We start from the raw sequence: 24,727 nt of genomic DNA on the forward strand, positions 1-24,727 counted from the left end.
AACGATCGTTTTGTGTTAAGCGCTAATAGCGGTCTGGATACTGTGCTCAATTTTTCTGTAGGAACTGATAAGTTTGTCCTGGCTGGTGGCTTGAGTTTTGAGGCTTTGCAAATTAACTCGATGGCCAATGGCACACTGCTACAAGTTGCGGCGACTGGTCAGGTTTTGGCTCAGGTTTTTGGGGCTGATAATACTATTACCTCTCTGGATTTTCTGACTCTTTCTCCTTAAGACAGACCTCACAAAAAACAGCGTGTAGGGTTCCATTCACACAGCACCTTACCGCTGTTTATTCAAAAATTCTAATCCTAAAAAAATAGCTGCGATGCTTCCTGCTACACAAATTTCTCGGTTTGCTATTTTTAACAAAACTTCGGTAATAGGGACTAAAACTACTTCAATATCTTCTGTAATATCCAATTGTATTTTGCTGGCAAGCTGGACATTTTTAGCAAAGTATAGGTAGATAGAATTGGTGTCTTTGACGGGGTTATCATATAAGGTTGCGAGTTCCAAAATTTCTTCAGCAACATATCCAGTTTCTTCGGCAAGTTCTCTGGCGGCTGCCGATTTCCCGCTCTCTTCAGCAGGGTTGAAAGATCCAGCAGGCAGTTCCAGCAAAATTTCGCCTACTCCGTGCCTGTATTGGCGGACTAATACAAGTTCTTGCTGCTCTGTAGTGGCAAATACGAGGGCGATATTGGGTCGGACATTAACAAAAAAATTGTCTATAATTTTTCCGCTTGGCAATTCTATTTCATCTTGTCGAACCTGACACCACTTGTTGTTAAGAACGAAGCGCGATCGCAATAATCTCCATTTAGTTAAATTTTTCATATCGCAATAATGCTAAACTTTCAGCGTCATCCCAAGGCAAAATTTTCCCATCCATAATCTATTTCAGATCAAAAATTTCACCCAGCAGCCATGCCATACAGAAAATTACCACGAAAATTTTGGGCAGACTTACAAAAATTGACTGTTAATTCTCTAGCACCCAGATTGTTTGCGATCGAGTCACTGAGTCTGAGTCTAGCAGTCGTTGCGGCAGTTGCAGCAGTGGCCGCAACACTGGAACCAGCAAATGCTTCTACAGTCACAAGTTGGAAATTCGATCCGGCGACAAATCAGCTAGAAATTACTCTTCCAGAGGGAACAACCCCCACATATTCTCTACTCAACCCGTCTCAGATTGCTGTGGATTTGCCCAATACTGAGATCGGAGTAGATGCAACTCAGCTATACCCACAAGGTAGAGTGCGTTCTGTGGGGGTGAGTCAACTTCAACCGGGAAGGGCGAGAATTCTGGTCAATTTGGCTCCAGGAGTCGGTTTCAGGGCAGGGCAAGTTCAATTCCAAAGAATTGGGGTAGAAAATCGCTGGGTGTTACGCCCTTCGATCGAACCGACTCCAATTATGGAAACTCCCGAAACTAAACCCCAGCCTGCAATACAAGTACCGCAAAACCAGCCGCCGACTGATTCCAACTCAACTGCTGCCTCAAAGGTCGATCGAGCTGAGCCTCCTACTTCCCTGAATCCCGCTACAAATTATTCGCAGCCGCCAACTCCAAATGACCAAATCCGGCCGCTAAGAGTGCCTTTAGTCAATGTTCGCCTTGACGAACGCCGTGGGGTACAAGCGGCTGCTCTACCCCGCCTAGATCCTCAAATAACGGCTGCTTCAGCACCCCAACAGCGGACGCTTACTTTTGGTGAACCGCTTCCTCGCGGACGATCGAATGCTCCTTTGCAGGCTGCGACTGGGGCGAATGTCTTGTTGCCGACTGGCACGGAGCTGAGTTTGCTATACCCGGGCGATCGGGCTTTGCGGCTGCAAGCGAAGCCCAGCCGAGAGGAAGTGCTGTTGCTGCAAGGGGGAATTCTCGACAGTCGCGGTAATACGATCGTACCTGCTAATACGCCGGTCATCGGCCGGTTTGAAACAACGAACCTCGGCAGTCGATTTGTGGTCGAAGCTATTAGTCTCAACGGTCGCAATATCCCTCTCTTCGCTCGCTCCGAACCCGTGGGCGGCCGCCGACAAGAGCCTTCCGATCGCAGTTTGTTGCGAAATACTGGTATTGGTGGCTTAGCTTTGTTCTTGCTGAGCGGCTTTTCTGGTATCGGTTTGTTGGCGGGAGCAGCCGGTGGTGTTGCTACAACTTACGTCGCTGCTCCTCAACCTGCTACGATTCAACCCGGTCAAATTTTGCAAGTTCAGTTAACGGAAGATTTCCCCCAGTTAGGTTTTTGAAGGAAGAGGGAAGTTCGGCAACGGATTTTGTAACGGATGTAACGGATGTCAGGAAGAAGGAAGAAGGAAGAACAAAGAGGTTCGAGGGAAGAAGGAAGACTTTTTTCTTCCCTCGAACCTCTTTGTTCAAAATTTACTTAGGATCGCGAATTAAATAACTTACAATTTTAATTGTTATTGTGGGATGGGCGTCCCGCCCGTCCTTTTTGGACGGGCGGGACGCCCATCCCACTTTCAAGAGTGGAAGTTATTTAATTCTCATTCCTTAGAGCAGTTTTCCATTCTCTAAAATAAAGTAAGGACTTAGGCAAAGCCTAAGTCCTACCCCATATCTGTAATTGACTCAACTGAAAACCGCTATATCGGCGATTTAGAAATTTTGACCTTCCGTGGTTGGAGCTATCGAACCCGGTTGGTTGAGGAACAGGTTTTTAGCGCCGTCGTTTTGGTAGATACAGTTAATTTCGGGTTGAGCTTCCAGGGGGCCGGTGAAGCCAAAGGTGTTCATGCGATTTTTGCACTCTCGCACTTGGTCTTGGCTGATGAGTTTTCTTTGTTCGAGAATTGCCCAGTTATTGGTTCGCAGGACGCATCCGGGGCGCATACTCGGCTGCGAGATGTAGACGTTGAAGGGGTTGAGGGTGACGTAGAGGCGCATATCTGTCACCATCGCGCTTGCTCCAAACTGCACGCAAAGTTCTGGGTTCGGGGCGCTGCGATCGATAAATTCGCGGGATGCTACGTTCTCTGGGCTAATTGTAGCGGTGGAGCTAAAGGCAATGCCAATGCCAATTCCCAGAATAAAGACGGCTGTTAAAATCCCTAGGGTGGCGGAATTGAGGAAAGAGGGTTTACCGGACTGAGGTTGACGCCGCGACTGTCCGCCAAAGGAGCCGGAGTAGTCGGAGTCTTCATCTCCTCGGGATGGGTCGCTGCTGAATCTGTCGTTGTAGGATTTAGGTTTGCGTTTCATATAAGGTTCCGTCAGATACATTTAACCCGGTAAATCCAGGATGGCGCCTCGATCTACTGTGTATGGCAGATCAGGCATCGCTTTTAGCGAGCCCTGATAGGGAGGTATCTCTCAAAGCTTTCAACAAAATATTGAAAGCGCTATTCAATGCGTTACGCTTTTGGGAGCTGAGCCGTTACGCTTACTAGGAAACTTTTTCGCTTAGTCCGATGCTTCGGCGCTGGTTTCAAACGGTAGCCTATCCTATTACATACTACCACTGTCTACCGCTATCTTCTAAGAGTTTACAAGAATTCGTTTACTATACGAAAACAGTTCTGGAGACTCAACAGGTAGTAGTTTGTTATTTTTAACCGATCGCGCCTTTCTAATATTATGGCGCTAGGAAGGTGGTTGCCCAGGGTCCAGGACACCCCCTGTGGGTTTGGTGTTGGGTTCACAGCTCGCGATCGACCAAGGGGCCGCCTTGTCTGAATTTTCAGATTTCAATAAAATAGCTGAAAGTGAGATAGTCTTGCACAGCGGAGGAATCCGGCTCAAGATTGTTGACAAATTTTAACATTTTACAAGTCAGGAGGTATAGATTAGTGTCTGTCGAAATTATTCAAAAGCCTTCCACAGTCCGCAAGCTTGCACCGCGCTACCGCGTTCTGCTGCACAATGATGATTTCAATCCTATGGAGTACGTGGTGCAGACTTTGATGGCGACGGTACCGAGTCTGACTCAGCCACAGGCGGTAAATGTGATGATGGAAGCCCATACTAACGGGATGGGATTGGTGATTGTTTGCGCTCTCGAACACGCTGAGTTTTACGCTGAAACGCTCAATAATCACGGATTGAGCAGCAGCATCGAACCTGACGATTAGAACCTGACGGTACTGCAACGGATTCGCCCAGCCGGTTTCAGACTTATACCGTCAACCCTCATACATACCAAAAAGCCAAGGGTTCGGCCCTTGGCTTTTTGGTATATTTAATGCGGTAGATATGGAAACTTGAAGAGCATAGGTTTTTCGGAAAGGCCGGAAGTGGTTCGGAGCTAGGTGAGCTCTCGCGCCAATTTCAACTCTTCAATCTCAAATCTTTATCAGAGGAAATTAATAACGTCCTCCGCCGCCGCCCCCTCCGCGAGCAAATTTTCCAGGACCACCGCCGCCCCGGTTGCCGCCGCCCCGGCCACCTTCATCTTCGCGGGGCTTGGCTTTGTTAACTTTGAGGTCGCGACCCATCCACTCTGCTCCGTCGAGAGCAGCAATCGCTGCATCTTCTTCTGCATCTGTGGACATTTCTACAAAACCGAAGCCGCGGGGGCGACTGGTTTCTCTGTCGGTAGGTAGATGTACCCGCTTAACAGTTCCGTATTCGGCGAAGACGGTGGTGATGTCTTCTTGGGTAACTTGGTAGGATAAGTTACCGACGTATATCGACATGAGGAATAACTCCAAAATTTAGACAGTGCGAAGATTTCAGTTTCGGAGAGTCCCCTGCCGATACAGAAGGGCAAGTTTTTAGACAATTCTGTAGCAATGAACAAAGCCTGCAACTGAATCTGATTCACACTTGGTACTTTAACATAGAATAATGTCTTTTGAGTAGGTTTCAGGAGTTAATTAAGTAGTTCTAATTAAAGGTAAAACTTTTAGGGTATTCAGAAACCTGGTCGATCGGCGTGATGTTTTGCCTGCATTGGAAGCAGAGAAAGTTATGCCGCCCCCTCTCACCGCAGGAAAGATACATCCACCTTGCCAAAGTTGGTACTCAAAGCTAGGTTTACGTTTTCCAGGGCTTTGACTAACCACACCACGCCTTCTCGGGTACTGCATTCGTAGTGACCGAACAAAATTGCCAGCCGCTTTTCTAGGTAGGGCTTGACTTTGCCGCAAATTAGTACGATTTTCAGCAGCAAACCTGTGGTTTGGGTCGGCCCGAGGTTTGAGATCAGGTCGATGAAGACAAAGTGGTTGGGTCGCACAGGACTCTCTACTACTAAAAAGTTCAATAACTGGCTGCAAGTTCTGATCATTAAAAATTCATTAAACTTTTGATCGTCGCTGTGAGGCAGGGTATTTTGTAGTTGCTTATACAATTTTTCGTTAAAGAGACGTTTGCCGTAGCGATCGTCGGTGACAGAAGAAATCAGGTATTCGTACAAGTCGTCTTTAAAGGAGTGGTAGGACTGATTTGTGCTGGCGTTCGCCGTGAAACGGCCCGCTAGCTGTCTGTAGGTATCGGCTCCCTCTACTTTTCCGACAAAGTGCTTGAGGGCAAAGAATAGTTCCGGGTCGGTCAACAGGGTCGGGTTTTTTATAGGCTGTATACTTCTTTGAAAGACAATTGAGGTTTCCCGGCGCGCTGTTTGGGCTTTTCTCACTTGGTGAGCCACGTATTGCGAGAGGTTGACCTCAAATTGCTGCTGCTTTTGAGCTTGGATTTTTTTAATGATTTTCTGCTGTTCGTAGGTGCTGTCGTCGCTGAGGAGGCAGTGTTTGTAGAGGTAAGGGTAACGGGGAATTAAGGTTCCGAGGGGAAGGGTAGCTGGGGTTTTGCTGTTGCTGCTATCTTCATTGTTGTGAGTTATGACTTTGGCTAAACGCTGGAGGGTGAGGTACTGTTCGCTTTCGGTAAATTGATTTACTAATTGGGGGATGGAGCCTCGCCCCCGCGATCGATTGTATCCCAATAATATTTTGGGCGCTTCTTCAAACAGAGCGATCAATTCAGGGATGGCTGCTTGCTTGCTGGGGTAAGTTTGCCAGCGGTTGATCAGGATGTGGCAGCAGCGGTTGAGGATGTACTTGAACTCTTGTTCGGCGTTTTCTGAGGCTGCTATTTTTTCGAGTGCTTCGGCGACGGAGCGATCGGGATATCCGGTACCGTGGATAAACAAAGTGCGAAAGCGGCTGATGAGTTCGGCCGGCTGCTCTCGTTGTACCAACTCCAGCCAGTGCTTGTAAAGTAGCTGTTCTTCTTCGTGGCTTTGTCTGTTGTAGTTGTTCACTGTGGATTAACCCTCCGAGGCTGGGGCAGTAGCTTTCAGCCCTATTAGCTTGATAAATGGGCAAATGAATCGCAATAATTGAGTCAACCGAGCTTCTCGCCGGATGAGGCTTATGGGTAGAAGCTTTCAGCAGCTTAAGCCGATCGATATTGTTTGCTTAGTTAAACTATTTCCCAACAACAGCATGGCATGAATTGTTGCTAATTAGCAAGGCCTAAAATCACCAGAGACTTTGTAAAGTATTGGTAAAGATTGTCGAGTGATACGGGAGGATTTCTTGGTTGGCTGACGATTTAGTATTAGGATTGTCAAGGTCAATCCGGGTCGGCAGCCCCCAATCAGTTAAATTGGAGGTCGGGCGAGGTAGGATTAGCTGTGAAAATAATTATTTGAAATGTGAGTGCTGGTTATGGTTTGTCGCGTAAGTATCGCCCAACTTGCTGAAATTTTAACTGTACCTTTGCCTGCTGTGTCTGAGGGCGTTTTGACAGCTTTAGGGACAGGTATTGCCACAGATACGCGCACTCTTGAAGGGGGCGAGGTATTTTTGGCGCTGCGGGGAGACAATTTTGACGGCCATCAATTTGTGGCAAAAGCCAGGGATTTGGGGGCGATTGCGGCGATTGTCGATCGAGATTGGCAAGAGGAATTGCCTAATTTTCCGCTGTTGCGCGTTGACGATACTTTAAAAGCTTATCAGTCGATCGCCCGTTGGTGGCGTGACCAATTCAGTATACCTATAGTTGCTGTTACTGGTTCTGTAGGTAAAACTACTGTTAAAGAGTTAATTGCGGCGGTTTTGTCAACGAAGGGAAATGTTCTTAAAACTCAATATAACTACAACAATGAAATTGGAGTACCAAAAACTCTGTTGGAGCTTTCACCTACACACAATTATGCTGTGATTGAAATGGGTATGCGCGGGCTCGGGGAAATTGCGCTGCTGTCGCAAATTGCGCGTCCTACTGTTGCGGTAATTACTAATGTAGGAACGGCGCATATTGGGCGATTGGGTTCCGAAGAGGCGATCGCCCAAGCTAAGTGCGAACTTTTAGCCGAAATGCCTGCTGATAGCATTGCTATTCTAAATCACGATAATCATAGATTAATGGCAACTGCGGCGAAAGTTTGGCAGGGAAAAACTTTAACTTACGGTTTAGAAGACGGCGATTTGTGCGGAGAATTGCTCAACCATGATACAATGTTAGTAGAAGGTGTAGAATTGCCGCTGCCGCTGCCGGGACGACACAATGCTGTAAATTATTTGGCGGCTTTGGCGGTAGGAAAAGTGTTAGGTATTAATTGGGAAGTTTTAAAGCAAGGTTTGTCTGTGCAGTTACCGGATGGACGGGCGCGCCGCTACGATTTGCCCAATGATATTGTGATTCTGGATGAGACTTACAATGCTGGTTTGGAGTCGATGTTGGCGGCCCTGAGACTGTTAGCAGATACTCCAGGAAAGCGCCGGATTGCGGTGTTAGGAACGATGAAGGAATTGGGCGAAAGGGCGATCGAGTTTCACCGACAAGTGGGAATGGCGGCGCGAGATTTACATCTTGATGCTTTGTTTGTTTTTGCTGATTTTGAGGAAGCAGCGGCGATGGCCGCGGGCGCTGCGGGTTTGCCTTTTGTGGAGATAGGAGATATTACAGCCAAGGATGGGCGGGAAGATTTAGCAAAGCGGTTGTTGGGATTTGTCGAAAAGGGCGATCGTATTTTATTTAAGGCCTCTCATTCGGTGGAGTTAAATCGAGTTGTGGAGAAGTTTCGCGCTGATTGGGCGGGGGAGTAATAGAAAAGAAATTTTGGGGATTTGAAATTATGCGATCGCTTCTAGTCGATCGCCGCCTCAAACTCACGTTTCGATCGTTGATGCGTAGGGTAAGATGCCCATCTGCACCTAAGTCCCGATGCCTCAATATTTTGATAGCCCTCTGGCCTCGATTTCGATATCGGGATCGATCTCAATTATTGAAATTTTGGCATTTTCAACTACTGTATTTCCGAGCATTGTATTGTGCATTGCCTCAAACTTAGATTCATCCTTAGCAATTCGTTCGTAGTGCAAAATTACGTGATAACGCTTTTCAATTGGCTCTCCAGAATCCGAAATTTCCACCGCGTCCCAATCTATATTTTGAGACTCTTCGGCTTGCTGGCGGTAGCGAGATGCTAAATTTTCCAGGGCGATCGCGATCGCGTGTTCTTTCGTTTGTCCGTAAAAATTCATGGTATCATTGGGGCGATCGCTCAGAGATGACGAAATCTGACAAAGATACTGCCCGTTTGATTGAGCGCAAACGTCGATCGCAATTGTACCAGCAGTGCGATCGGGATTTATTTGAGTCATAAGCTGTTCGGCATTTAAAAGACGATAGTAGGGTGCGCCAGTCCATAAGCGTTTCCCTTGTCCAGTAAGTATTCTAACTGACCACGAATTTCTTGAGGGTAGAAGCCCCCGGATTTATCCGTGCAATCAATCCAAAATCGAAAATCGAAAATCCTCAAGCCCCCGCATTTATCCGTGGGGTCAATCTAAAATCTAAAATCTAAAATCTAAAATCTAAAATCTAAAATCGATTGACGCACCCTACAAGGCTGAAACTCACCACAGCACAAGTTTTAGGAGCCGGGGAAGCATGACCTATTTCAGGATATGTCGAAAAAAAGCTAAAATATCGATTAGTTTTCGTTTCACTTGTCATGTCGGAGAGCAAATATGAGTTCAGTTGAGGAAACCGAAATGTCAGAAATCGTTGACTTGCCACTCATAGGGTCTGCTGAACAATATCTCTTCTCAGTCGAAGACAATCGAGAGCGTGCTGATAAGCTAAAAGAATTACTTGTTCCTAAGCTTAAAATAATCATTAAACAAGCTTGTGACCAAATTCACCAAGTTTATGGCACAGATGTACTCTCAGATTGTCGAATAGTGACTACACCAGCTCATCGCTCTGGAGCCAAGAAAACCAAGCCCGTGGAAATAGCAACCGCTGGCTTGACTATAAATGGAACAAAAACTTGGTATTTCCAACAGAGGTTAGAGTGTACTTCTGATAGTTTATTTGTGAACTTTTTTGGATTGAGAGGGCTAGAAGGAAATCCGATTGTCCAAGTCTTGAATAACAATTTAAAAAATGTAAGTCGGATTTTAAAACAGGGTAGATATGAAATTATCTCTCATACTATTACACCTACTATTACACAGGAAGAAGCTGACGGGTTAGAGTATGATGAGTACATTAACAAAATGCAATTGGTTCCTGAACGAGAGTGGAAAGGTACTTATATTCTGAGTCCATCCCTAGTTCTTCCTATTAACTACCAGCCGGGAAGTCCCTCGGTATATTCAGAGGGGATGAATCTGAGCGCTAAGCGAAGTACCCCGAATGAATTACCGCAGGGATGAAAGGCTCGTCGGATGGAGGAACGGAAGCCGACAATTAGACTTGCCTACTATGAATCAATCTTCGGGAGCATCTTGATTTTCGATGTTCTTCCCAGTGCTAAAATAGTAATTTGGTGTTGCATTTTAGACGTACATAAACTATACTATGCAAAGGTCGAAAATAGGAAGTTTAGAAATGCAACTAACTTACAAATACCGCCTCAAACCCACCAAAGCCCAACTAACGACGATTGTGGCTCACTTAGAACTTTGTCGCCGGCAGTACAACTACCGACTCAGCGAAAGATTTAGGTGGTGGGAAGCCACGAGAACGCCCATAAACGCTTGCCCATTGATTGTTTCGATAGTCCCTGTTGAGGAGATTTATCGAAATATTCCTTTGACGAGAGTGCAAACTAGAGATGGCAGAAAGAAGGATGAATCAGGCAATCCTTTGACCAGGAAAGGTGACGTTTTCTCGAACATTGAAGGCGGATATGTACAGTGGCAGACGATACAACTTGCTGACCTAAAAAACACTAAAAAGCTGTTTCCTGATTATAAAGTGTTGGATTCTCAGGTTTTGCAAGATGTCGTCAACAGAGTAGAAACTTCCTTTTCAAACTTTACTACGCCCGACAAAAATGGCAATCGTAGAGGCAAGCCTAAATTCAAGGGGCTTCACTACTACAAATCCTTCACTTATCCTCAATTAGACAACCTAAATATTGTCAAGGACGAGCAAAATAGGATTTGTATTAGCCTTGCCAAAATAGGTCAAGTACCTATGGTTTTTCACCGCCCAATACCAACAGGGTTCAAAGTTAAGACGGGTAGTGTTATCAGAGAAGCGGATGGGTGGTATATTTCCTTGACGCTAGAAGATAAGACGGTTCCCGTAACGGTTGCAGAAATTCAACCGACTGATGAAAATACTGTGGGTATCGACTTGGGAATTACTAATTACGCTTACCTTTCCAATGGTGAAAGAGTTGAAAACCCTAGATTCTTGAGAAAGTCGGCTCAGAAGTTGGCAAGGCTTCAAGCGAAGCTAGCTAAAAAAATCAAGGGTTCTAAGCCTTGGAGAATTGTCAAGGATAAGGTTTCCAGACTCCTTCAGTTCGTGGCTAGAGCTAGATTAGATTTTCAGTTCAAAACTGCACATGAGTTATTCGGTAAATGTGATGTTTTAGTTGTTGAAGACTTGAGTGTCAAAAATCTGACTAGACGTGCCAAGCCCAAGACCGATATTGAGAATGGTAATTTGGTTTATTTACCGAACGGTCAGTCAGCTAAGAGCGGTTTGAATAAGTCCATGCTTGATGCCGCTCACGGGCAATTCGCCAACGTTCTAAAATATGTCGCTTGGAAGCTAGGTAAAACCGTTTTGTTTGTCGATCCGAAAGGAACTTCTCAACATTGCTGGAACTGTCTCAATAAAGTCCCGAAAGAATTATCGGAACGGTGGCATTCTTGCCAGTGTGGGGAATCTTTAGATCGAGACGAAAATTCAGCTAAACTCGTCAGAAAGATTGGTCTGAGTTATGAAAGTGGCGGGGGAACTCCGTCACTCAAAAAAGCCTTTGAAAAAAAGGAAAAAGAAGCCTGCGGTCTAACTGTACCCAGTTGACCGTCAGGTTAGTTCACAGACCTAGATGCAACTCAGCCAGTGATTGATAACTTTGTCGAACTCTTTGCTATCTTTCGTGCTGCAATAAATGTGTATCTTGGTAAGGAAGACCGTTTTGAGGACTACCTAAAATGTTTGAGGGATTGGCAAAATCCGCTTCAGGTTCAGGAATCTGTAACTACTACTAGATTCTTTCCTGATGAAGTAGATTCAGTACAAACATTTCGTGAGGGGGCAGTACGGCAAGTTTCAGTCAACGCCTATGAACGAGAGCCTAAAGCTCGGCAAAAATGTATTGATTATTACGGTTCAAGTTGCTCTATTTGTGATTTCAATTTTGGCAAAGCTTTTGGGCAACCGGGAAAAGGTTTCATTCATGTTCATCATCTAAGACCCCTTTCAGAAATTGCAGAAGAGTATGAAATTGACCCTATAAAAGATTTGCGTCCTGTTTGTCCAAATTGTCACGCTATGATTCATCGTCGTTCACCACCATTAAGTCTTGAAGAAATCAAGATGTTGTTGAAGTCTGCTCGTGGTTCTACTATCTAATATGTGGGGCTTGCTGAATAAGCCGATCGCAAACCCAGACCACGCAATATGCGGTATATTCAGCAAACCCTAATTACTATCAACGGGGTTTTAAACCCAGTTTTCTAATAAAATGCCTACTGTCGGCGAATCATAGCCATCACAGCATCAACCGTAAGTTCCGGGAGAATACCTAAAACTGGTAAAATATCTGCACCCGAACAGATTATAGGTAGCTCCTCACCCTGCCATACCCAAACTTGTTGGTGAGAGATATCGATTAGCCATGCTAATTGCGTGCCGTTAATGAGGCAGTGGAGGATCTTATTCTGCAATTTTAAAGTGCTTTGATCCGGCGATAGAATTTCAATTAACCAATCCGGTGCGCCGTTAAGTGGTCCGTCTTCATCGGTAAGCCGATCGCCTGCTACAATCGCTATATCTGGTACTGGCGAGTAGGGAAGTACCAAGCAACGCAACTCTGGTATCGCTTCAAACCGATCAGTCCGATCGTTGATATAGTTAACCAAGTTGTGTTGCAGTCGCGAATGAAAAAGGGTTGGCATAGTTTTTTGAACTGCTCGTCCCAGAATAAATTCCCATGCAGGCGAGGATTCAATATCCGGTTGAGCGAGGAAGTCTGTTAGTGAAAGTGTTGCGATCGACTCAATCATATTTTTTTGTCGAACCTCACTGTACTTATTATCTAGATTAAATCCCCGACTTCGTAGAAGTTGTCGGGGATTGAATTGTTCTGTTTGACTCCAGATAGCACCTACCGGGAGTCAAAAGCACTACTACTTCGCAGCTTGACGCTCTTTTGCCGCCTTGATCACTTCTTCAGCGATGTTATTCGGACAAGGAGCATAGTGCGAGAAGGACATGGAAAACTGACCGCGCCCAGAGGTCATAGTACGCAAATCGCTAATGTAACCAAACATTTCGCTCAACGGTACATCTGCCTTGATCCGCGCTCCTGTCTGGCTTGTTTCCTGAGATTTCATCATCCCCCGGCGGCGGTTGAGGTCGCCGATCACGTCGCCCATGTAATCATCTGGAGTGAATACATCGACATTCATAATCGGTTCGAGCAACTGAGGCCCGGCTTTCGGCAGAGACTGCCGATAGGCCGCTTTGGCAGCAATTTCAAAGGCCATTGCTGACGAGTCAACGGGGTGGAAACCGCCTTCTAGAAGCGTGAATTTCAAGTCCAAGCAGGGGAATCCAGCCAAGACGCCTTTGTCGATGCAGCTTTCAAAGCCTTTTTCGACGGCTGGCCAATATTCTCTCGGCACACTACCACCTGTCACTTTTGACTCAAACTGGAAGCCGCTTCCCACCTCACCAGGCTCGATCACGTAGCCGATTTTGGCAAATTGACCGGAACCACCTGATTGCTTTTTGTGGGTGTATTCGTCTTCGAGGCGCTTGGTAATCGACTCGCGGTAGGCTACCTGTGGTTCGCCGACTTCTACTTCGATACCGTGGGTGCGCTTGAGAATGTCTACTTTGATGTCGAGGTGTAACTCGCCCATCCCCTTGAGAATCGTTTCGCCGCTTTCTTGATCCGTCACCATGTGGAAGGATGGGTCTTCTTGCACCATCTTGGTGAGGGCTGCTCCCATTTTTTCTTCGCCGCCTTTTTGTTTCGGTTTGACCGAAATCGAAATAACGGGATCGGGGAATACCATCGGCTCTAGGGTTGCGGGATTTTTGGGGTCGCAGATGGTGTGTCCGGTGCGGACGTTTTTCATACCGACGATCGCCACAATGTCCCCTGCTTGCGCGGATTCAATTTCTTCGCGAGAGTTGGCGTGCATTTCCACCAAACGGCTGATGCGCTCGGTTTTGCCTGTGGCGGTGTTGAGTACGGTGTCGCCCTTGGACAACTTACCGGAGTACAGGCGCGTGAAGGTTAAAGCACCGTAGCGATCGTCCATGATCTTAAACGCGAGTGCCCGCAATGGCCTATTGGGATCGACGATCGCAAACTCGCCGGTTTCCTCACCATCGAGATCGACTTCTGGCTGCGGTGTGACTTCCATCGGGTTTGGCAGGTAGTCAACTACGGCATCGAGAACCAACTGCACGCCTTTGTTTTTAAACGATGAGCCGCAGTAGGTGGGGAAAAATGCCCGATCGCGAGTACCTTTGCGAATGCAGCGCTTGAGGTCGTCGAGACTCGGCTCGTTGCCTTCGAGATACTGTTCCATCACAGTGTCGTCTTGCTCGACGGCCAGTTCGATCAACTTTTCGCGCCAAGTTTCGACATCCTCGACCATATCGGCGGGGACATCTTTAATTGTATAGTTCATGGGATCGCCGGAGTCATCCCAGATCCAGGCTTTGCGGGTCAGCAAATCGACTACGCCGCAAAACTTTTCTTCTATGCCGATCGGCAATACCATCACCATCGGTTTAGCACCGAGGATTTTATCAACTTGCTGGACAACGCGGTAAAAATCTGCACCCGTGCGATCGAGCTTGTTGATGTAGATGACGCGAGCGACTTTGGAATCGTTAGCGTAGCGCCAGTTGGTTTCAGATTGCGGTTCAACTCCACCCGAACCGCAGAACACACCAATGCCACCATCGAGAACCTTCAAAGAACGGTAAACCTCGATCGTAAAATCGACGTGTCCCGGAGTATCAATGATGTTGAGCTGATGCTCGTTCCAGAAGCAGGTGGTAGCAGCGGATTGAATCGTAATACCGCGCTCTTGCTCCTGTTCCATGAAGTCAGTCGTCGCCGCGCCTTCGTGTACTTCACCGATTTTGTGGATTTTACCCGTCAGTTTCAGGATTCTTTCAGTTGTGGTGGTCTTGCCAGCATCTACGTGGGCGAAGATGCCGATATTTCGATAACGAGTGAGATCTTTCATAAAAAAATTCGGGAAGTGGGAAACGAGCGTGGCTTTAGCCCGCTCGTGGAAAACGGCTCGGCGGTTTCAACCGCCGTGAATCTTTCCATTACACGGGGATTGCTAAATTCTGTGTACTTCTGTGATGTACGTTCGATGGGACAATTACCATCTCGAATAAAGCAACCCGCTCACGCATAATGTTTGCTCTTTTATGAGCCTCCCTTTCGGGGTAATGTTAGCTTCGACCTGGTTATCTGGGCTTGTTAGGCTTACAACACTGTTCCAGTGACTTTAGAACTGTTTAATTGAAAGCGACAGAGCGGAAAACTAGCTTCGCATTCTCCGGTGTCGTGACCCAAATAACGGCTGCTCTTTCGAGCGGTCTGGTCAGTACAGCTTGTAAGAGAAATCTCTTACAAGCTCAACGGCTTTAGCCGTGAGTTACTGACAATTACTGTTGAGATAAAATGCGACGAACCGTCCGCCACCACCTGCAAGCACGACAAGCGAGGAATCCATGTTGCCAGCGTGCCGCCAGTACAGGCTAGATTTTCTTTTCCCTGTTTCTGGCAGCACTACCTTAATTTTGACACTTCCTCGTCATTCCTGCGAAGGATTGTTCGTTTAATAAGTGCCCCAAGCCTGACAACTGATAAAAATACCCCTGACGAAGGGAAAAATCTTCTCCGAAAATATGTTGGGTTGAGGCACTCATTGAACAAATAGGACTTACGCATGGGGCCCAGAAACCAGGTTTTTTGACAACAAGAAGACGAGTTGGGCCCCGCACACTCGGTAAAAAACCCGGTTTCTGAGAGTCGGAGTGCGTAATTCCTGACCAATTCATCTTTTTAATACCACTTAAAAAAAATAATGCAACTTTAGACAAGCTCCAAATCCCTACAAAATCCGTCATTCTCAATTCTTTAATCTACAATCTAGCATCTAAAATGGTATTAGTTTCTGGCAAGAAACCCGGTTTCTGAAATTACTGCCTGATGTGAGTCAATCGAACCTACAATAAAAGGGCGGAGGTTCTGTCATCATAAACTGGTTTTTTATACTTTTGTCGATCGCCCTTCACGATAATCTTTCCCATAAAAACCCCGTTGCTGCCTCCAAAACTATCTAAGTCAAAATAGACCCACTCATCATCCGTTGATATCTCCGTTCCAATTCATCCCGCACCACCGGCCACTGATTCAAACTTTCATCATTCTCAATTACCATTTGAGCCGCCGCCCTCGCCAACTCCAAAACCTCCTGATCCTCCACCAAACTCGCCAAAGCAAAATCCGGCAAACCAGACTGCCGAGTTCCCAAAACCTGACCAGGCCCGCGCAATCTCATGTCCATTTCTGCAATAAAAAAGCCATCTTGAGATTGTTCTAAAACCTTCATTCTCTGCATAGCTTCCGCCGTTTTGGAACCGGGCATTAACAAACAATAAGAACGGTTGCTGCCCCGACCGACTCTACCCCGCAACTGGTGCAGTTGCGACAGTCCAAAACGCTCAGAATTTTCAATCAGCATTACCGTGGCATTCGGCACGTCTACTCCCACTTCGACCACAGTAGTAGATACTAAAATATCAGTTTCTTTGTCTCGAAACTTACTAATTGCCTCATCTTTGTCAGCACTGCTCATCCTACCGTGCAGCAAACCCACCTTAAACTCAGGAAATACGCTTTTTTGCAGTTTCTCTTGTTCCTCAATTGCCGATCGCACGTCCAACTTTTCCGACTCCTCCACCAGCGGCAGCACCACATAAACTTGACGCCCGCTTGCCACTTCCCGCCGAATCAAATCGTAAGCTTGAATGCGTTCTTTTGCCGACAGTACAGTGGTTTGAATCGCCTGCCTACCGGGGGGGAGTTCATCAATTTGACTCACATCTAAATCCCCGTGCAGCGTCAGCGCCAGCGTCCGGGGAATGGGAGTTGCCGTCATCGTCAAAACGTGGGGAGCTTCGCCTTTTTGCTGCAATTTAGCGCGCTGTTGCACGCCGAATCTGTGCTGTTCATCAATTACCGCCAAACCCAACTTATGGAAATTCACCGTATCTTGAATCAGCGCGTGAGTTCCCACTAAAACAGGTAATTCTCCGGTTTCTAACTGGCTGTGAATTTCGCGGCGCTTGGCTACTTTTGTCGAACCAGTTAACAGTTCAACAGACAAGTGCATCAAGTTAAACCAACCTACCAATTTGCGGTAATGCTGTTCTGCTAAAACTTCTGTCGGCGCCATTAAAGCGGCTTGATAGCCGGATTGAATTGCTGCTAGCATTGCCACGACGGCCACTACGGTTTTGCCAGCACCGACATCGCCTTGCACTAATCTGTTCATCGGTTGCGATGAAGCTAAATCGTTGAGGATGTCGTTGATTACTCTTTCCTGAGCATTAGTCAACGCAAAAGGCAAGATTTCATAAAAATGTTCGATCAATTTGCCAGTAGGAAGGATGACTGCACTAGCTTGAGCTTTCCTTTGGGTTTGGCGGCGCTTTAAAAGTCCTAATTGCAGGTAGAAAAATTCGTCAAAAACTAAGCGACGGCGGGCGGCGGCCAAACAATCTCGATCGAGCGGAAAGTGAATATTAGTCACGGCATCGGCTAAACCCATTAAACCGTAACGCTCGCGCAAATCCTCCGGTAGCGATTCTGGCAACATTTTCGCCGCCGGCATTGCAGCCAAAATCGATCGCCTCACCGAACCGGCATCCACCCCCTCCGTCAGCGGATAAACTGGTATCAGGCGGCCGACTTTCATTGATTCGATCGCACCGCCGGAGTCGTCTAATACTTCTAACTCAGGATTTTCTAAAGTAATTCCATATTTACCCTGCTTCACCAACCCGGAAGCTGCCAGCACCGCACCAGTACAATACTCGCGCTTTTTGAATTCTTGCCAACCGCGATTGCTGTAGCGAGGGCCTGCAAAAAAACGACTGATTTTTATTTCTCCGGTGCGGTCTTTTAAAATTACTTCTAATATGGTTAATTTCTTATTCTTCGGACTAGAAAAGCAATTGCAGCGCTTTACTTCTGCGATTAAAGTGACAGTTTCCCCAGCTACGAGTTCGCGAATTTGTACTTGCTTTGCATAGTCGATGTGGTTGCGGGGATAGTAGTAAAGCAAGTCATATACAGTGTATAAACCAAGTTTGACCAAGCGGTTGCCGTTGGCGGGGCCGATGCCGGTGACGCGGGTTAACTGTTGGTCAAGAGTCAGGCTTGGTGGTGCGGCTGCTGTACTCAGGGGTACTGTTCGGGGAACGGAAAGTGCTGGGGCGGTTGGTTCAGAAGCGTTTGCGGGTCTGACTTGTGCTACTTGTTCTTGCTGGTGGCGAGTTTCTTGTTCCCAAACTTGCTCCATTTGTCTGAGAAAACTGACCGTAATGGCGATCGAATGTTGGCGCTGTTCGATATCTTTCTGAGGGTAGATGTCAAATTCAGCGGCTAGTTGTCTGGCTCGATCGCGCGCCGAAGCCGCCACAGAACCTGCCAACTGTCTCAAACTCAGGCCCAGAAACTCGCTGAAGCGGTATTGACTGCCTTGGATGTCGTTAAATCCGCGATCGGCTTCTACTGAAAGAGCTTTTTGCAATCGCTGCCATTCGGGTTGATTATTAGTCATCAGTCATTAGTTATTAGTCATTAGTCATTAGTCATTAGTCATTAGTCATTAGTCATTAGTCATTGGTCATTGGTCATTAGTCAGTAGTCGTTAGTCATTAGTTATTAATCATAGCTCAAGAATTCCCGACAACTGACAACTGTCAACTGACAACTGACAACTGACAACTGTCAACTGACAACTGTCAACTGACAACTGCCAACTGACAACAGTCAACTGACAACTGTCAACTGACAACTGTCAACTGACAACTGTCAACTGCCAACGGATAACTGTCAACTGACAACTGACAACTGTCAACTGACAACTGACAACTGACAACTGACAACTGCCAACTGACAACTGTCAACTGTCAACTGACAACTGTCAACTGACAACTGCCAACTGACAACTGCCAACTGACAACTGTCAACTGACAACTGACTAATCTTCAAACCAACTCGATCGCCAAGCCGACTCAGCCTCCACCACAGCGAGTTCCCGCTGCTTTTTCTGGTAATCGCGGCCCAGGGAGTTCAACTTTACAGAGAGGTTACGAATCTGCTGGCGCCAAGCCGAGGTTGCCGCATCGGCAAACTCTATTTCCGACAGCCGCAGTTTAATCGCTGTAATGTGCAGCGCCCTACTACCAAAGGTTGCTGCCGCCAATTTGCGCGATGCTGATGAGGCATCGGTTTCAATAATTAAGTTTAATAAGTTAGGCGGCCCGGCAACACTATCGCCGGAGGATTCAGCACCAGAAGCAGCTTCTAGAATCGGTTCTGGTAATTGACTCGGCAAGATTCCCGACTGTTGCAGCAAGCGGTTGGTGTCGCGAGACAGCAGCTTGAGTATATGGACGATCGACTTTTCAATACTATTTTGCCAGCGTGCCAAACTTTCCGGGGAATTGGTACTTGGCAATTGATAATTTGCCAATGAAAATAGATAGTTAATCGCGGAAACTTGGTTTTTTTCCTTTTCGTCTTCTTCCTTGTCGTCTGCTTCGTCTTCCTCTTCTTCCTCTTCCTCTTCATCGAAGTCGTCTTCGTCTTCTTCTTCCTCTTCCTCTTCCTCTTCCTCTATTTGTTCATCTGCTTGTGATTCAGTCACCAGCGATCGCAATTTTTCCTCCGACGCCACAGCCAAAGCCCTTACAGACTGCTGCATTTTTTGCCGCCCCTCGAAGGACAACTTGAGAAACGACTCCGGTACTGCTTGAGTGCAAAGGTGATAGCAAGCCAAAATTAACTGCTGCCGCACCGCTTGTCCCAACGCAGTTAAATAACCATCGTAGGTACTGCGAAACTCCATATTCAAGGCTGCTAAAGCCTCTTCGAGTCCTGCCAAATCTTGCTCTATTCTCTCTCTTGGTCGCACCATATCTCTCGTATAAAATTAAAATAGGACTTATATCATTTCAGGTAACACCGGAATGATTTTTACTGTTGACGGTTTACTGTTGACGCCGTGAACAGTGAACTCTAATTTACTATTCCGATGCTAAGGGATTTGATATTACGCAAGTTTTCCATTTTTACGCTGTCTGTAGTAGCAAGGTTTGCAGTACCCACCCTACAAATATAGTCTGTCCAGAAGTCCTATAAAAATTAAAAATTAAAAATGCAAAAAATGAAGTTTTCACATTTTTAATTTTTAATTCTAAATCTTAATTTGGGATTATTGAGCACCCATTTGGGCTGCCACTTCATCGGCAAAGTTAGCTTCTACCTTTTCAATGCCTTCGCCCAAGACAAAACGCACGAAGCGGCGCACTTGGACATTTTCTCCAATTTGGGCGATCGTTTGTTTCACCAACTCTTCCACCGAGATATTCTGATCTTTAATAAAAGGCTGATCCATCAAAGATAACTCTTTCATGCGCTTCTCAATCCGCCCTAGAACAATCTTTTCTTTGATGTTGTCCGGCTTGTTGCCCAAGTCATCTTTGCCCATTTCAATTGCCTTTTCTCTTTCGACAACTTCGGCGGGGATATCTTCAACTTTCACGTATTCCACATTCGGGCAAGCTGCAATTTGCATCGCAATATCCCGCACCAACTTTTGGAATTCTTCGCGGCGTGCCACAAAATCTGTTTCGCAGTTAACTTCCACCAGCACTCCCACGCGGCCGCCCGTGTGAATGTAGCTGCCTACTATACCTTCTGAGGCAACTCGTCCACCTTTTTTACCTGCCGAAGCCAGACCTTTTTTCCGCAGCCACTCAATGGATGTTTCCATATTGCCTTCGTTTTCAACGAGGGCTTTTTTGCAGTCCATCATGCCCGCGCCAGTTTTTTCGCGCAGTTCTTTAACAAGTTTTGCAGATATGTCCGCCATCTTCTTTAAGTTCCCAATCAAAATTAGTTATTAGTCATTAGTCATCAGTCATTAGTCATCAGTCATTAGTCATCAGTCATTAGTCATCAGTCATTAGTCACTAATTTTAATGTTAATGATTAGACCCGAGTGAAGAAATACCCAGTCGATCTTAGTACCGACTTTCTAGGTGTAGCGCCAGAATTAATTCTGGCCCTGACACAATGAATGCTTTTGCCAGAGCTCTACTAATGACTTAGACTCGTGCTATAGCAATCCTCGCATCATTTCTGAATTTCTTACTCCCTCCCCGCGGGTTCGGGGAGGGCTGGGGTGGGGTAAAAAATTTACGACTCCTGCAAGGATTGCTATATGTACAATTAAAAATTAAAAATATCCAACTAAAAATAATTATTATTGTTAATTTTCAATCTTTAATTTTTAATTTCCTGGTGTCAGATTCCGAGGGCAATACTAGCTCTCGGTTTCTTCGCCCTCGGCCTCAGCAGCGTCGTCGGGATCTACATAATCGGGGTCATCCAATTCTTCGATTTCGCCATCATATTCAGCGCCTTCGTAACCACCGTCGTAGTCGTAGTCTTCCTCAGAGTCGCCGCCCTGCTGACCGTGACGACCTTCGTAGATGGCATCAGCCAACTTGCCGACAATCAGCTTGATAGATCGAATAGCATCGTCATTTGCCGGAATCGCAATGTCAACCAAATCCGGGTCGCAGTTGGTATCCAACAGAGAGACGATCGGAATTCCCAACTTTTGGCATTCCAACACCGCATTATACTCGCGGCGTTGGTCTACCAGCACCACTCCGTCGGGAATCTTCCGCATAGATTTAATCCCGCCCAGATATTTCTGGAGTTTTGCCATTTCTCGGCGCAGTACCGAAGCTTCTTTTTTCGGCAGCAAATCGAGGGCGCCGATTTCCTCGCGGCGCTCCAAATCCTTGAGGCGCTCCACGCGGGACTTAATCGTCGTCCAGTTGGTGAGCATTCCCCCCAGCCAGCGCTGGTTGACGTAATAAGCACCGCAGCGTTGAGCTTCTTGGGCTACAATCCCTGCTGCTTGGCGCTTCGTACCCACGAACAAAAACTTTTTGCCTTTTTCTGAGGCAACTCTCATGTACTCGTAGGCGTCTTCCATAAGCTGAGCGGTTTGCACGAGGTCGATGATGTGAACCCCGTTGCGCTCTGTAAAAATGTATGGAGACATTTTCGGGTTCCACCGACGGGTTTGGTGTCCGAAGTGAACCCCTGACTCTAACATTTGAGCCAAACTGACTACTGGCATTGTATTTTTAACTCCTAATTCGGGTTAATCCTCCACCCGGTCGTATTTCTGAAGGTTTGCGCCCTAGAAACACCCGAAAACCCGGATGTGCGAATTTAAACAACTTTTCTAGTTTATCACAGCGCGCGCTACTTTTGCTGACAATTTTATATCACTAGGTTTAAACTCAGATGTTGCACCATTATCAAGAACGGGCTCTTCGGCCCGTTCCACAAAGAATGAGTTTTCTTGTGGAACAGGCCGAAAAGCCTGTTCCTAAACAAGTAATTGAGAATGGTGCAAGATGTGAGTTTAAATGGGCGGTGGGCAACCGGAGGTGAGATAGAGTCCGGGGTACGCACGCTGCGGTTAAAGTTACTTGCCAGCGCTTGTAAAAAACGAAAAATCCAGGTGGGAGGTTGCCAAAGCCTTTGTTCGCTTGTGAGACAATGGCCTTGTTGGTGCGCCTCTTGTGCTTTCTACCTTCGATCGAGCTGGTATCGATTTTTTTCGATCGGCAATTCTGTCGGCTTTACTGCTGTGCCCTCTCGATCCGCAAAAATCCCAAAGCTAAAAACGCCATGCCCATACCCATTCTCGTTCTGCTTGAAGTTCTAATTGTCATCGCACTTTCGAGACTTGTAGGTTTAGGATTTCGAGCCATCAAACAACCTCAAGTCATTGGAGAAATTGTAGCAGGAATTATGCTTGGGCCTTCTCTATTTGGCTTAGTTGCACCTGCCACCGCAACTGCACTTTTTCCAGCCCAAGCCGTTCCCTTCCTCAACGTGCTGTCTGAGGTGGGGCTGATATTTTTCATGTTCTTGGTTGGTTTGGAACTGAATCCGAAGTATCTCAAAAACAATTTAGATATCGCGATTTTAACTTCCCACGTCAGCATTCTAGTGCCGTTTTCCCTGGGAAGCTTGCTAGCACTGCTGCTGTATCCCATCGTTTCAAATAATAGCGTTTCGTTTACCGCCTTTGCTTTGTTTTTGGGCGCTGCGATGTCAATTACGGCATTTCCGGTGCTGGCAAGAATTATTACAGAACACAACTTGCAGAATACCAAATTGGGGACGCTGGCCCTTACTTGCGCGGCCGTTGACGATGTGACAGCTTGGTGCTTGTTAGCGGTGGCGATCGCAGTTACTCGTACTAATTCGATGATCGGTGCTTTGCCGACAATTATTCAATCTTTAATTTACATCGGTTTCATGCTGACTGTAGGCCGCTGGTTCTTGCAGCGGCTTTCCAAGCACTACAACCGCACCGGCAGATTAACACAGTTAGTGCTGTCGGGAATTTACATGGGAGTTGTAGCTTCTGCCTTAATTACTGAATTGATCGGCATTCATTTAATCTTCGGTGCATTTTTGCTTGGTACTGCCATGCCGAAAAATGCAGGATTAACCCGAGAATTAGCTGAGAAAACCGAAGATTTTGTCCTGATATTTCTGCTGCCAGTCTTTTTTGCTTACAGCGGCTTGCGGACTCAAATCGGCTTGCTCAACAGTCCCGAATTGTGGCTGCTGTGCGCCGCAGTTTTAGGAGTGGCAATTGTCGGTAAATACCTCGGCACTTACGTTGCGGCCCGAGTCTGTGGCATCAGCAACCGCGAAGCTTCAGCCCTGGGATGGCTGATGAATACTCGCGGTTTGACGGAACTAATTGTGCTGAATATCGGTCTTTCTCTGGGCGTAATTTCGCCGCTGCTATTTACGATGTTAGTCATCATGGCTTTAGTCACAACTTTTATGACTTCGCCTCTGTTGGAGTGGACTTATCCAAAACGGTTAATTCGGTTAGATATTTCAGAAGTTAGCTCTGAGGATTCAGAATTAGAAGATTCACCAATTGCCGGTAGCAGCGAAGAAACTGCTAACAAATTGCTGCCCACTTATCGGATTTTAGTACCTGTTGCCAATCCCAGCACGCAGAAAGGTTTACTGCAACTAGCGGTAGCGCTGGCGCAGCCGGCTGCTGGTATGGGTGGTAACGATTTACAGTCGGCGGCGGTTCATCCTCTGAGTTTGATAGAATTAAATGAGGATTATGCCTTTAAAAGTACGCCTGCGGAAGCCGATCGCATTATTCAAGAGCGCCGCTCGAAATTATCAGAATTGATTGAGAGTTTGGAACTGCCAGAGGCACACAAATTCGTACATCCCATCATTCGGGTTACTAATGATGTAGCCCGGGAGACGGCACAAATTGCGGCAATAGATCGCGCGGATTTGATTTTAGTAGGATGGCACAGACCTACTTTCAGCAGCAACCGTTTGGGAGGACGTGTCGGCCAAATTCTCAGCAACGCTAAGGTGGATGTAGCAATTTTTGTTGACAGAGGCAGGGAAAACTTGAATAACTTGTTAGTACCTTACGCGGCAAACATTCACGATGATTTGGGGTTAGAATTGGCGCTGAGACTGTTAGTTAATAGTGAGGAACGCCGTTTGACAGTGCTACGGGTGGCGGTTGACGGGGAAGCTGGAAACGAGCTGAGTTACGAGTTTCAACGAGTGATGGAGCAGTTACCGGTTGAGGTACGATCGCGCATTGAAACTCCGATTGTGGAGGCTGCTGAGCCAATTCAAGCAGTAGTGGCGGCTTCTGCTAATGCTGATTTGACTATTGCGGGTACGAGTCGGGAGTGGGGAATTGAGCGCCAAACTTTGGGACAGTATACTGATGAATTGGCTGTGCAGTGTCATTCTTCGCTACTGATTGCGCGGTGCTACGTTAAAGTGCGATCGCACTTGGCATCGGTACTTCCTCAAAGGTAGTCAGTTGACTGTTGACTGTTGACTGTTGACTGTTGACTGTTGACTGTTGACTGTTGACTGTTGACTGTTGACTGTTGTTA

Annotated in this window: 19 protein-coding genes and 1 pseudogene; 8 read left to right on the top strand and 12 right to left on the bottom strand. The window is 46.6% G+C overall.

The genetic code is table 11. The features are described 5' to 3' along the window. Positions 1 to 231 (top strand): annotated as a pseudogene (locus QUA16_RS26075) (calcium-binding protein); the annotation flags it as partial. A gap of 48 nt (positions 232 to 279) precedes the next feature. Here the strand turns inward: QUA16_RS26075 and QUA16_RS26080 are convergent. Further along, positions 280 to 837, bottom strand: coding sequence for an NUDIX hydrolase (locus tag QUA16_RS26080; protein WP_333109705.1), 558 nt, complete (start codon positions 835 to 837; stop codon positions 280 to 282). Between the two features lie 90 nt (positions 838 to 927). On the opposite strand from QUA16_RS26080, the gene QUA16_RS26085 reads away from it, so the two are divergent. Further along, positions 928 to 2,256 carry an AMIN domain-containing protein gene (locus tag QUA16_RS26085; RefSeq protein ID WP_333181452.1) on the top strand — a complete coding sequence of 443 codons (1,329 nt, stop codon included), beginning with the start codon at positions 928 to 930 and terminating at the stop codon, positions 2,254 to 2,256. Positions 2,257 to 2,626: 370 nt separating this feature from the next. Here QUA16_RS26085 and QUA16_RS26090 read toward each other — a convergent pair whose 3' ends face one another. Next, positions 2,627 to 3,229: a DUF3172 domain-containing protein gene (locus QUA16_RS26090; RefSeq protein ID WP_333107382.1), complete on the bottom strand. Its 603-nt coding sequence runs from the start codon at positions 3,227 to 3,229 to the stop codon at positions 2,627 to 2,629. A gap of 587 nt (positions 3,230 to 3,816) precedes the next feature. On the opposite strand from QUA16_RS26090, the gene clpS reads away from it, so the two are divergent. After that, a complete protein-coding gene (clpS, locus tag QUA16_RS26095) occupies positions 3,817 to 4,098 on the top strand; it encodes an ATP-dependent Clp protease adapter ClpS (protein WP_015178019.1) in 282 nt (93 codons plus the stop codon). A 231-nt stretch (positions 4,099 to 4,329) separates the two neighbouring features. Here the strand turns inward: clpS and QUA16_RS26100 are convergent, their stop codons facing one another. Both QUA16_RS26100 and QUA16_RS26105 read right to left on the bottom strand, forming a co-directional pair. After that, positions 4,330 to 4,662 carry an RNA-binding protein gene (locus tag QUA16_RS26100; protein WP_190743136.1) on the bottom strand — a complete coding sequence of 111 codons (333 nt, stop codon included), beginning with the start codon at positions 4,660 to 4,662 and terminating at the stop codon, positions 4,330 to 4,332. A gap of 287 nt (positions 4,663 to 4,949) precedes the next feature. Next, positions 4,950 to 6,230, bottom strand: coding sequence for a hypothetical protein (locus tag QUA16_RS26105; RefSeq protein ID WP_333107383.1), 1,281 nt, complete (start codon positions 6,228 to 6,230; stop codon positions 4,950 to 4,952). Positions 6,231 to 6,639: 409 nt separating this feature from the next. On the opposite strand from QUA16_RS26105, the gene QUA16_RS26110 reads away from it, so the two are divergent. Further along, on the top strand, positions 6,640 to 8,022 hold the full coding sequence (locus tag QUA16_RS26110) for a UDP-N-acetylmuramoyl-tripeptide--D-alanyl-D-alanine ligase (protein WP_333107385.1): 1,383 nt from the start codon (positions 6,640 to 6,642) through the stop codon (positions 8,020 to 8,022). 123 nt (positions 8,023 to 8,145) lie between these two features. Here QUA16_RS26110 and QUA16_RS26115 read toward each other — a convergent pair whose 3' ends face one another. Continuing rightward, a complete protein-coding gene (locus tag QUA16_RS26115) occupies positions 8,146 to 8,580 on the bottom strand; it encodes a hypothetical protein (RefSeq protein ID WP_333107386.1) in 435 nt (144 codons plus the stop codon). Between the two features lie 369 nt (positions 8,581 to 8,949). Between QUA16_RS26115 and QUA16_RS26120 the strand changes: the two genes are divergently transcribed. The 3 genes from QUA16_RS26120 (at position 8,950) to QUA16_RS26130 (ending at position 11,800) form a co-directional block, all read left to right on the top strand. After that, positions 8,950 to 9,639, top strand: coding sequence for a hypothetical protein (locus tag QUA16_RS26120; RefSeq protein ID WP_333107387.1), 690 nt, complete (start codon positions 8,950 to 8,952; stop codon positions 9,637 to 9,639). Positions 9,640 to 9,814: 175 nt separating this feature from the next. Further along, on the top strand, positions 9,815 to 11,248 hold the full coding sequence (locus QUA16_RS26125) for a transposase (RefSeq protein ID WP_333107388.1): 1,434 nt from the start codon (positions 9,815 to 9,817) through the stop codon (positions 11,246 to 11,248). 39 nt (positions 11,249 to 11,287) lie between these two features. Beyond that, positions 11,288 to 11,800, top strand: a complete 513-nt coding sequence (locus tag QUA16_RS26130; protein WP_333107389.1) for an HNH endonuclease — start codon at positions 11,288 to 11,290, stop codon at positions 11,798 to 11,800. Positions 11,801 to 11,916: 116 nt separating this feature from the next. Here the strand turns inward: QUA16_RS26130 and QUA16_RS26135 are convergent, their stop codons facing one another. The 7 genes from QUA16_RS26135 to rpsB form a co-directional block, all read right to left on the bottom strand. Then, positions 11,917 to 12,453, bottom strand: a complete 537-nt coding sequence (locus QUA16_RS26135) for a Uma2 family endonuclease (RefSeq protein ID WP_333107390.1) — start codon at positions 12,451 to 12,453, stop codon at positions 11,917 to 11,919. Between the two features lie 123 nt (positions 12,454 to 12,576). Next, a complete protein-coding gene (fusA, locus tag QUA16_RS26140; RefSeq protein ID WP_333107391.1) occupies positions 12,577 to 14,661 on the bottom strand; it encodes an elongation factor G in 2,085 nt (694 codons plus the stop codon). 1,110 nt (positions 14,662 to 15,771) lie between these two features. Continuing rightward, complete coding sequence (recG, locus tag QUA16_RS26145; protein WP_333107393.1) at positions 15,772 to 18,279, bottom strand: ATP-dependent DNA helicase RecG; 2,508 nt, start codon at positions 18,277 to 18,279, stop codon at positions 15,772 to 15,774. Positions 18,280 to 18,575: 296 nt separating this feature from the next. Further along, on the bottom strand, positions 18,576 to 18,698 hold the full coding sequence (locus QUA16_RS26150) for a hypothetical protein (RefSeq protein WP_333107394.1): 123 nt from the start codon (positions 18,696 to 18,698) through the stop codon (positions 18,576 to 18,578). A 4-nt stretch (positions 18,699 to 18,702) separates the two neighbouring features. Continuing rightward, positions 18,703 to 19,641, bottom strand: coding sequence for a hypothetical protein (locus tag QUA16_RS26155; RefSeq protein WP_333107395.1), 939 nt, complete (start codon positions 19,639 to 19,641; stop codon positions 18,703 to 18,705). A 297-nt stretch (positions 19,642 to 19,938) separates the two neighbouring features. Beyond that, entirely contained in the window at positions 19,939 to 20,598 is a 660-nt protein-coding gene (gene tsf, locus QUA16_RS26160; protein ID WP_333107397.1) for a translation elongation factor Ts, read from the bottom strand. Between the two features lie 453 nt (positions 20,599 to 21,051). After that, a complete protein-coding gene (gene rpsB / locus QUA16_RS26165; protein ID WP_333107398.1) occupies positions 21,052 to 21,882 on the bottom strand; it encodes a 30S ribosomal protein S2 in 831 nt (276 codons plus the stop codon). A 398-nt stretch (positions 21,883 to 22,280) separates the two neighbouring features. On the opposite strand from rpsB, the gene QUA16_RS26170 reads away from it, so the two are divergent. After that, a complete protein-coding gene (locus QUA16_RS26170) occupies positions 22,281 to 24,647 on the top strand; it encodes a cation:proton antiporter domain-containing protein (protein WP_333107399.1) in 2,367 nt (788 codons plus the stop codon). Positions 24,648 to 24,727: the final 80 nt, after the last annotated feature.

It is taken from the genome of Microcoleus sp. S13_C3 (genome assembly GCF_036700905.1).
GTDB lineage: Bacteria > Cyanobacteriota > Cyanobacteriia > Cyanobacteriales > Microcoleaceae > Microcoleus.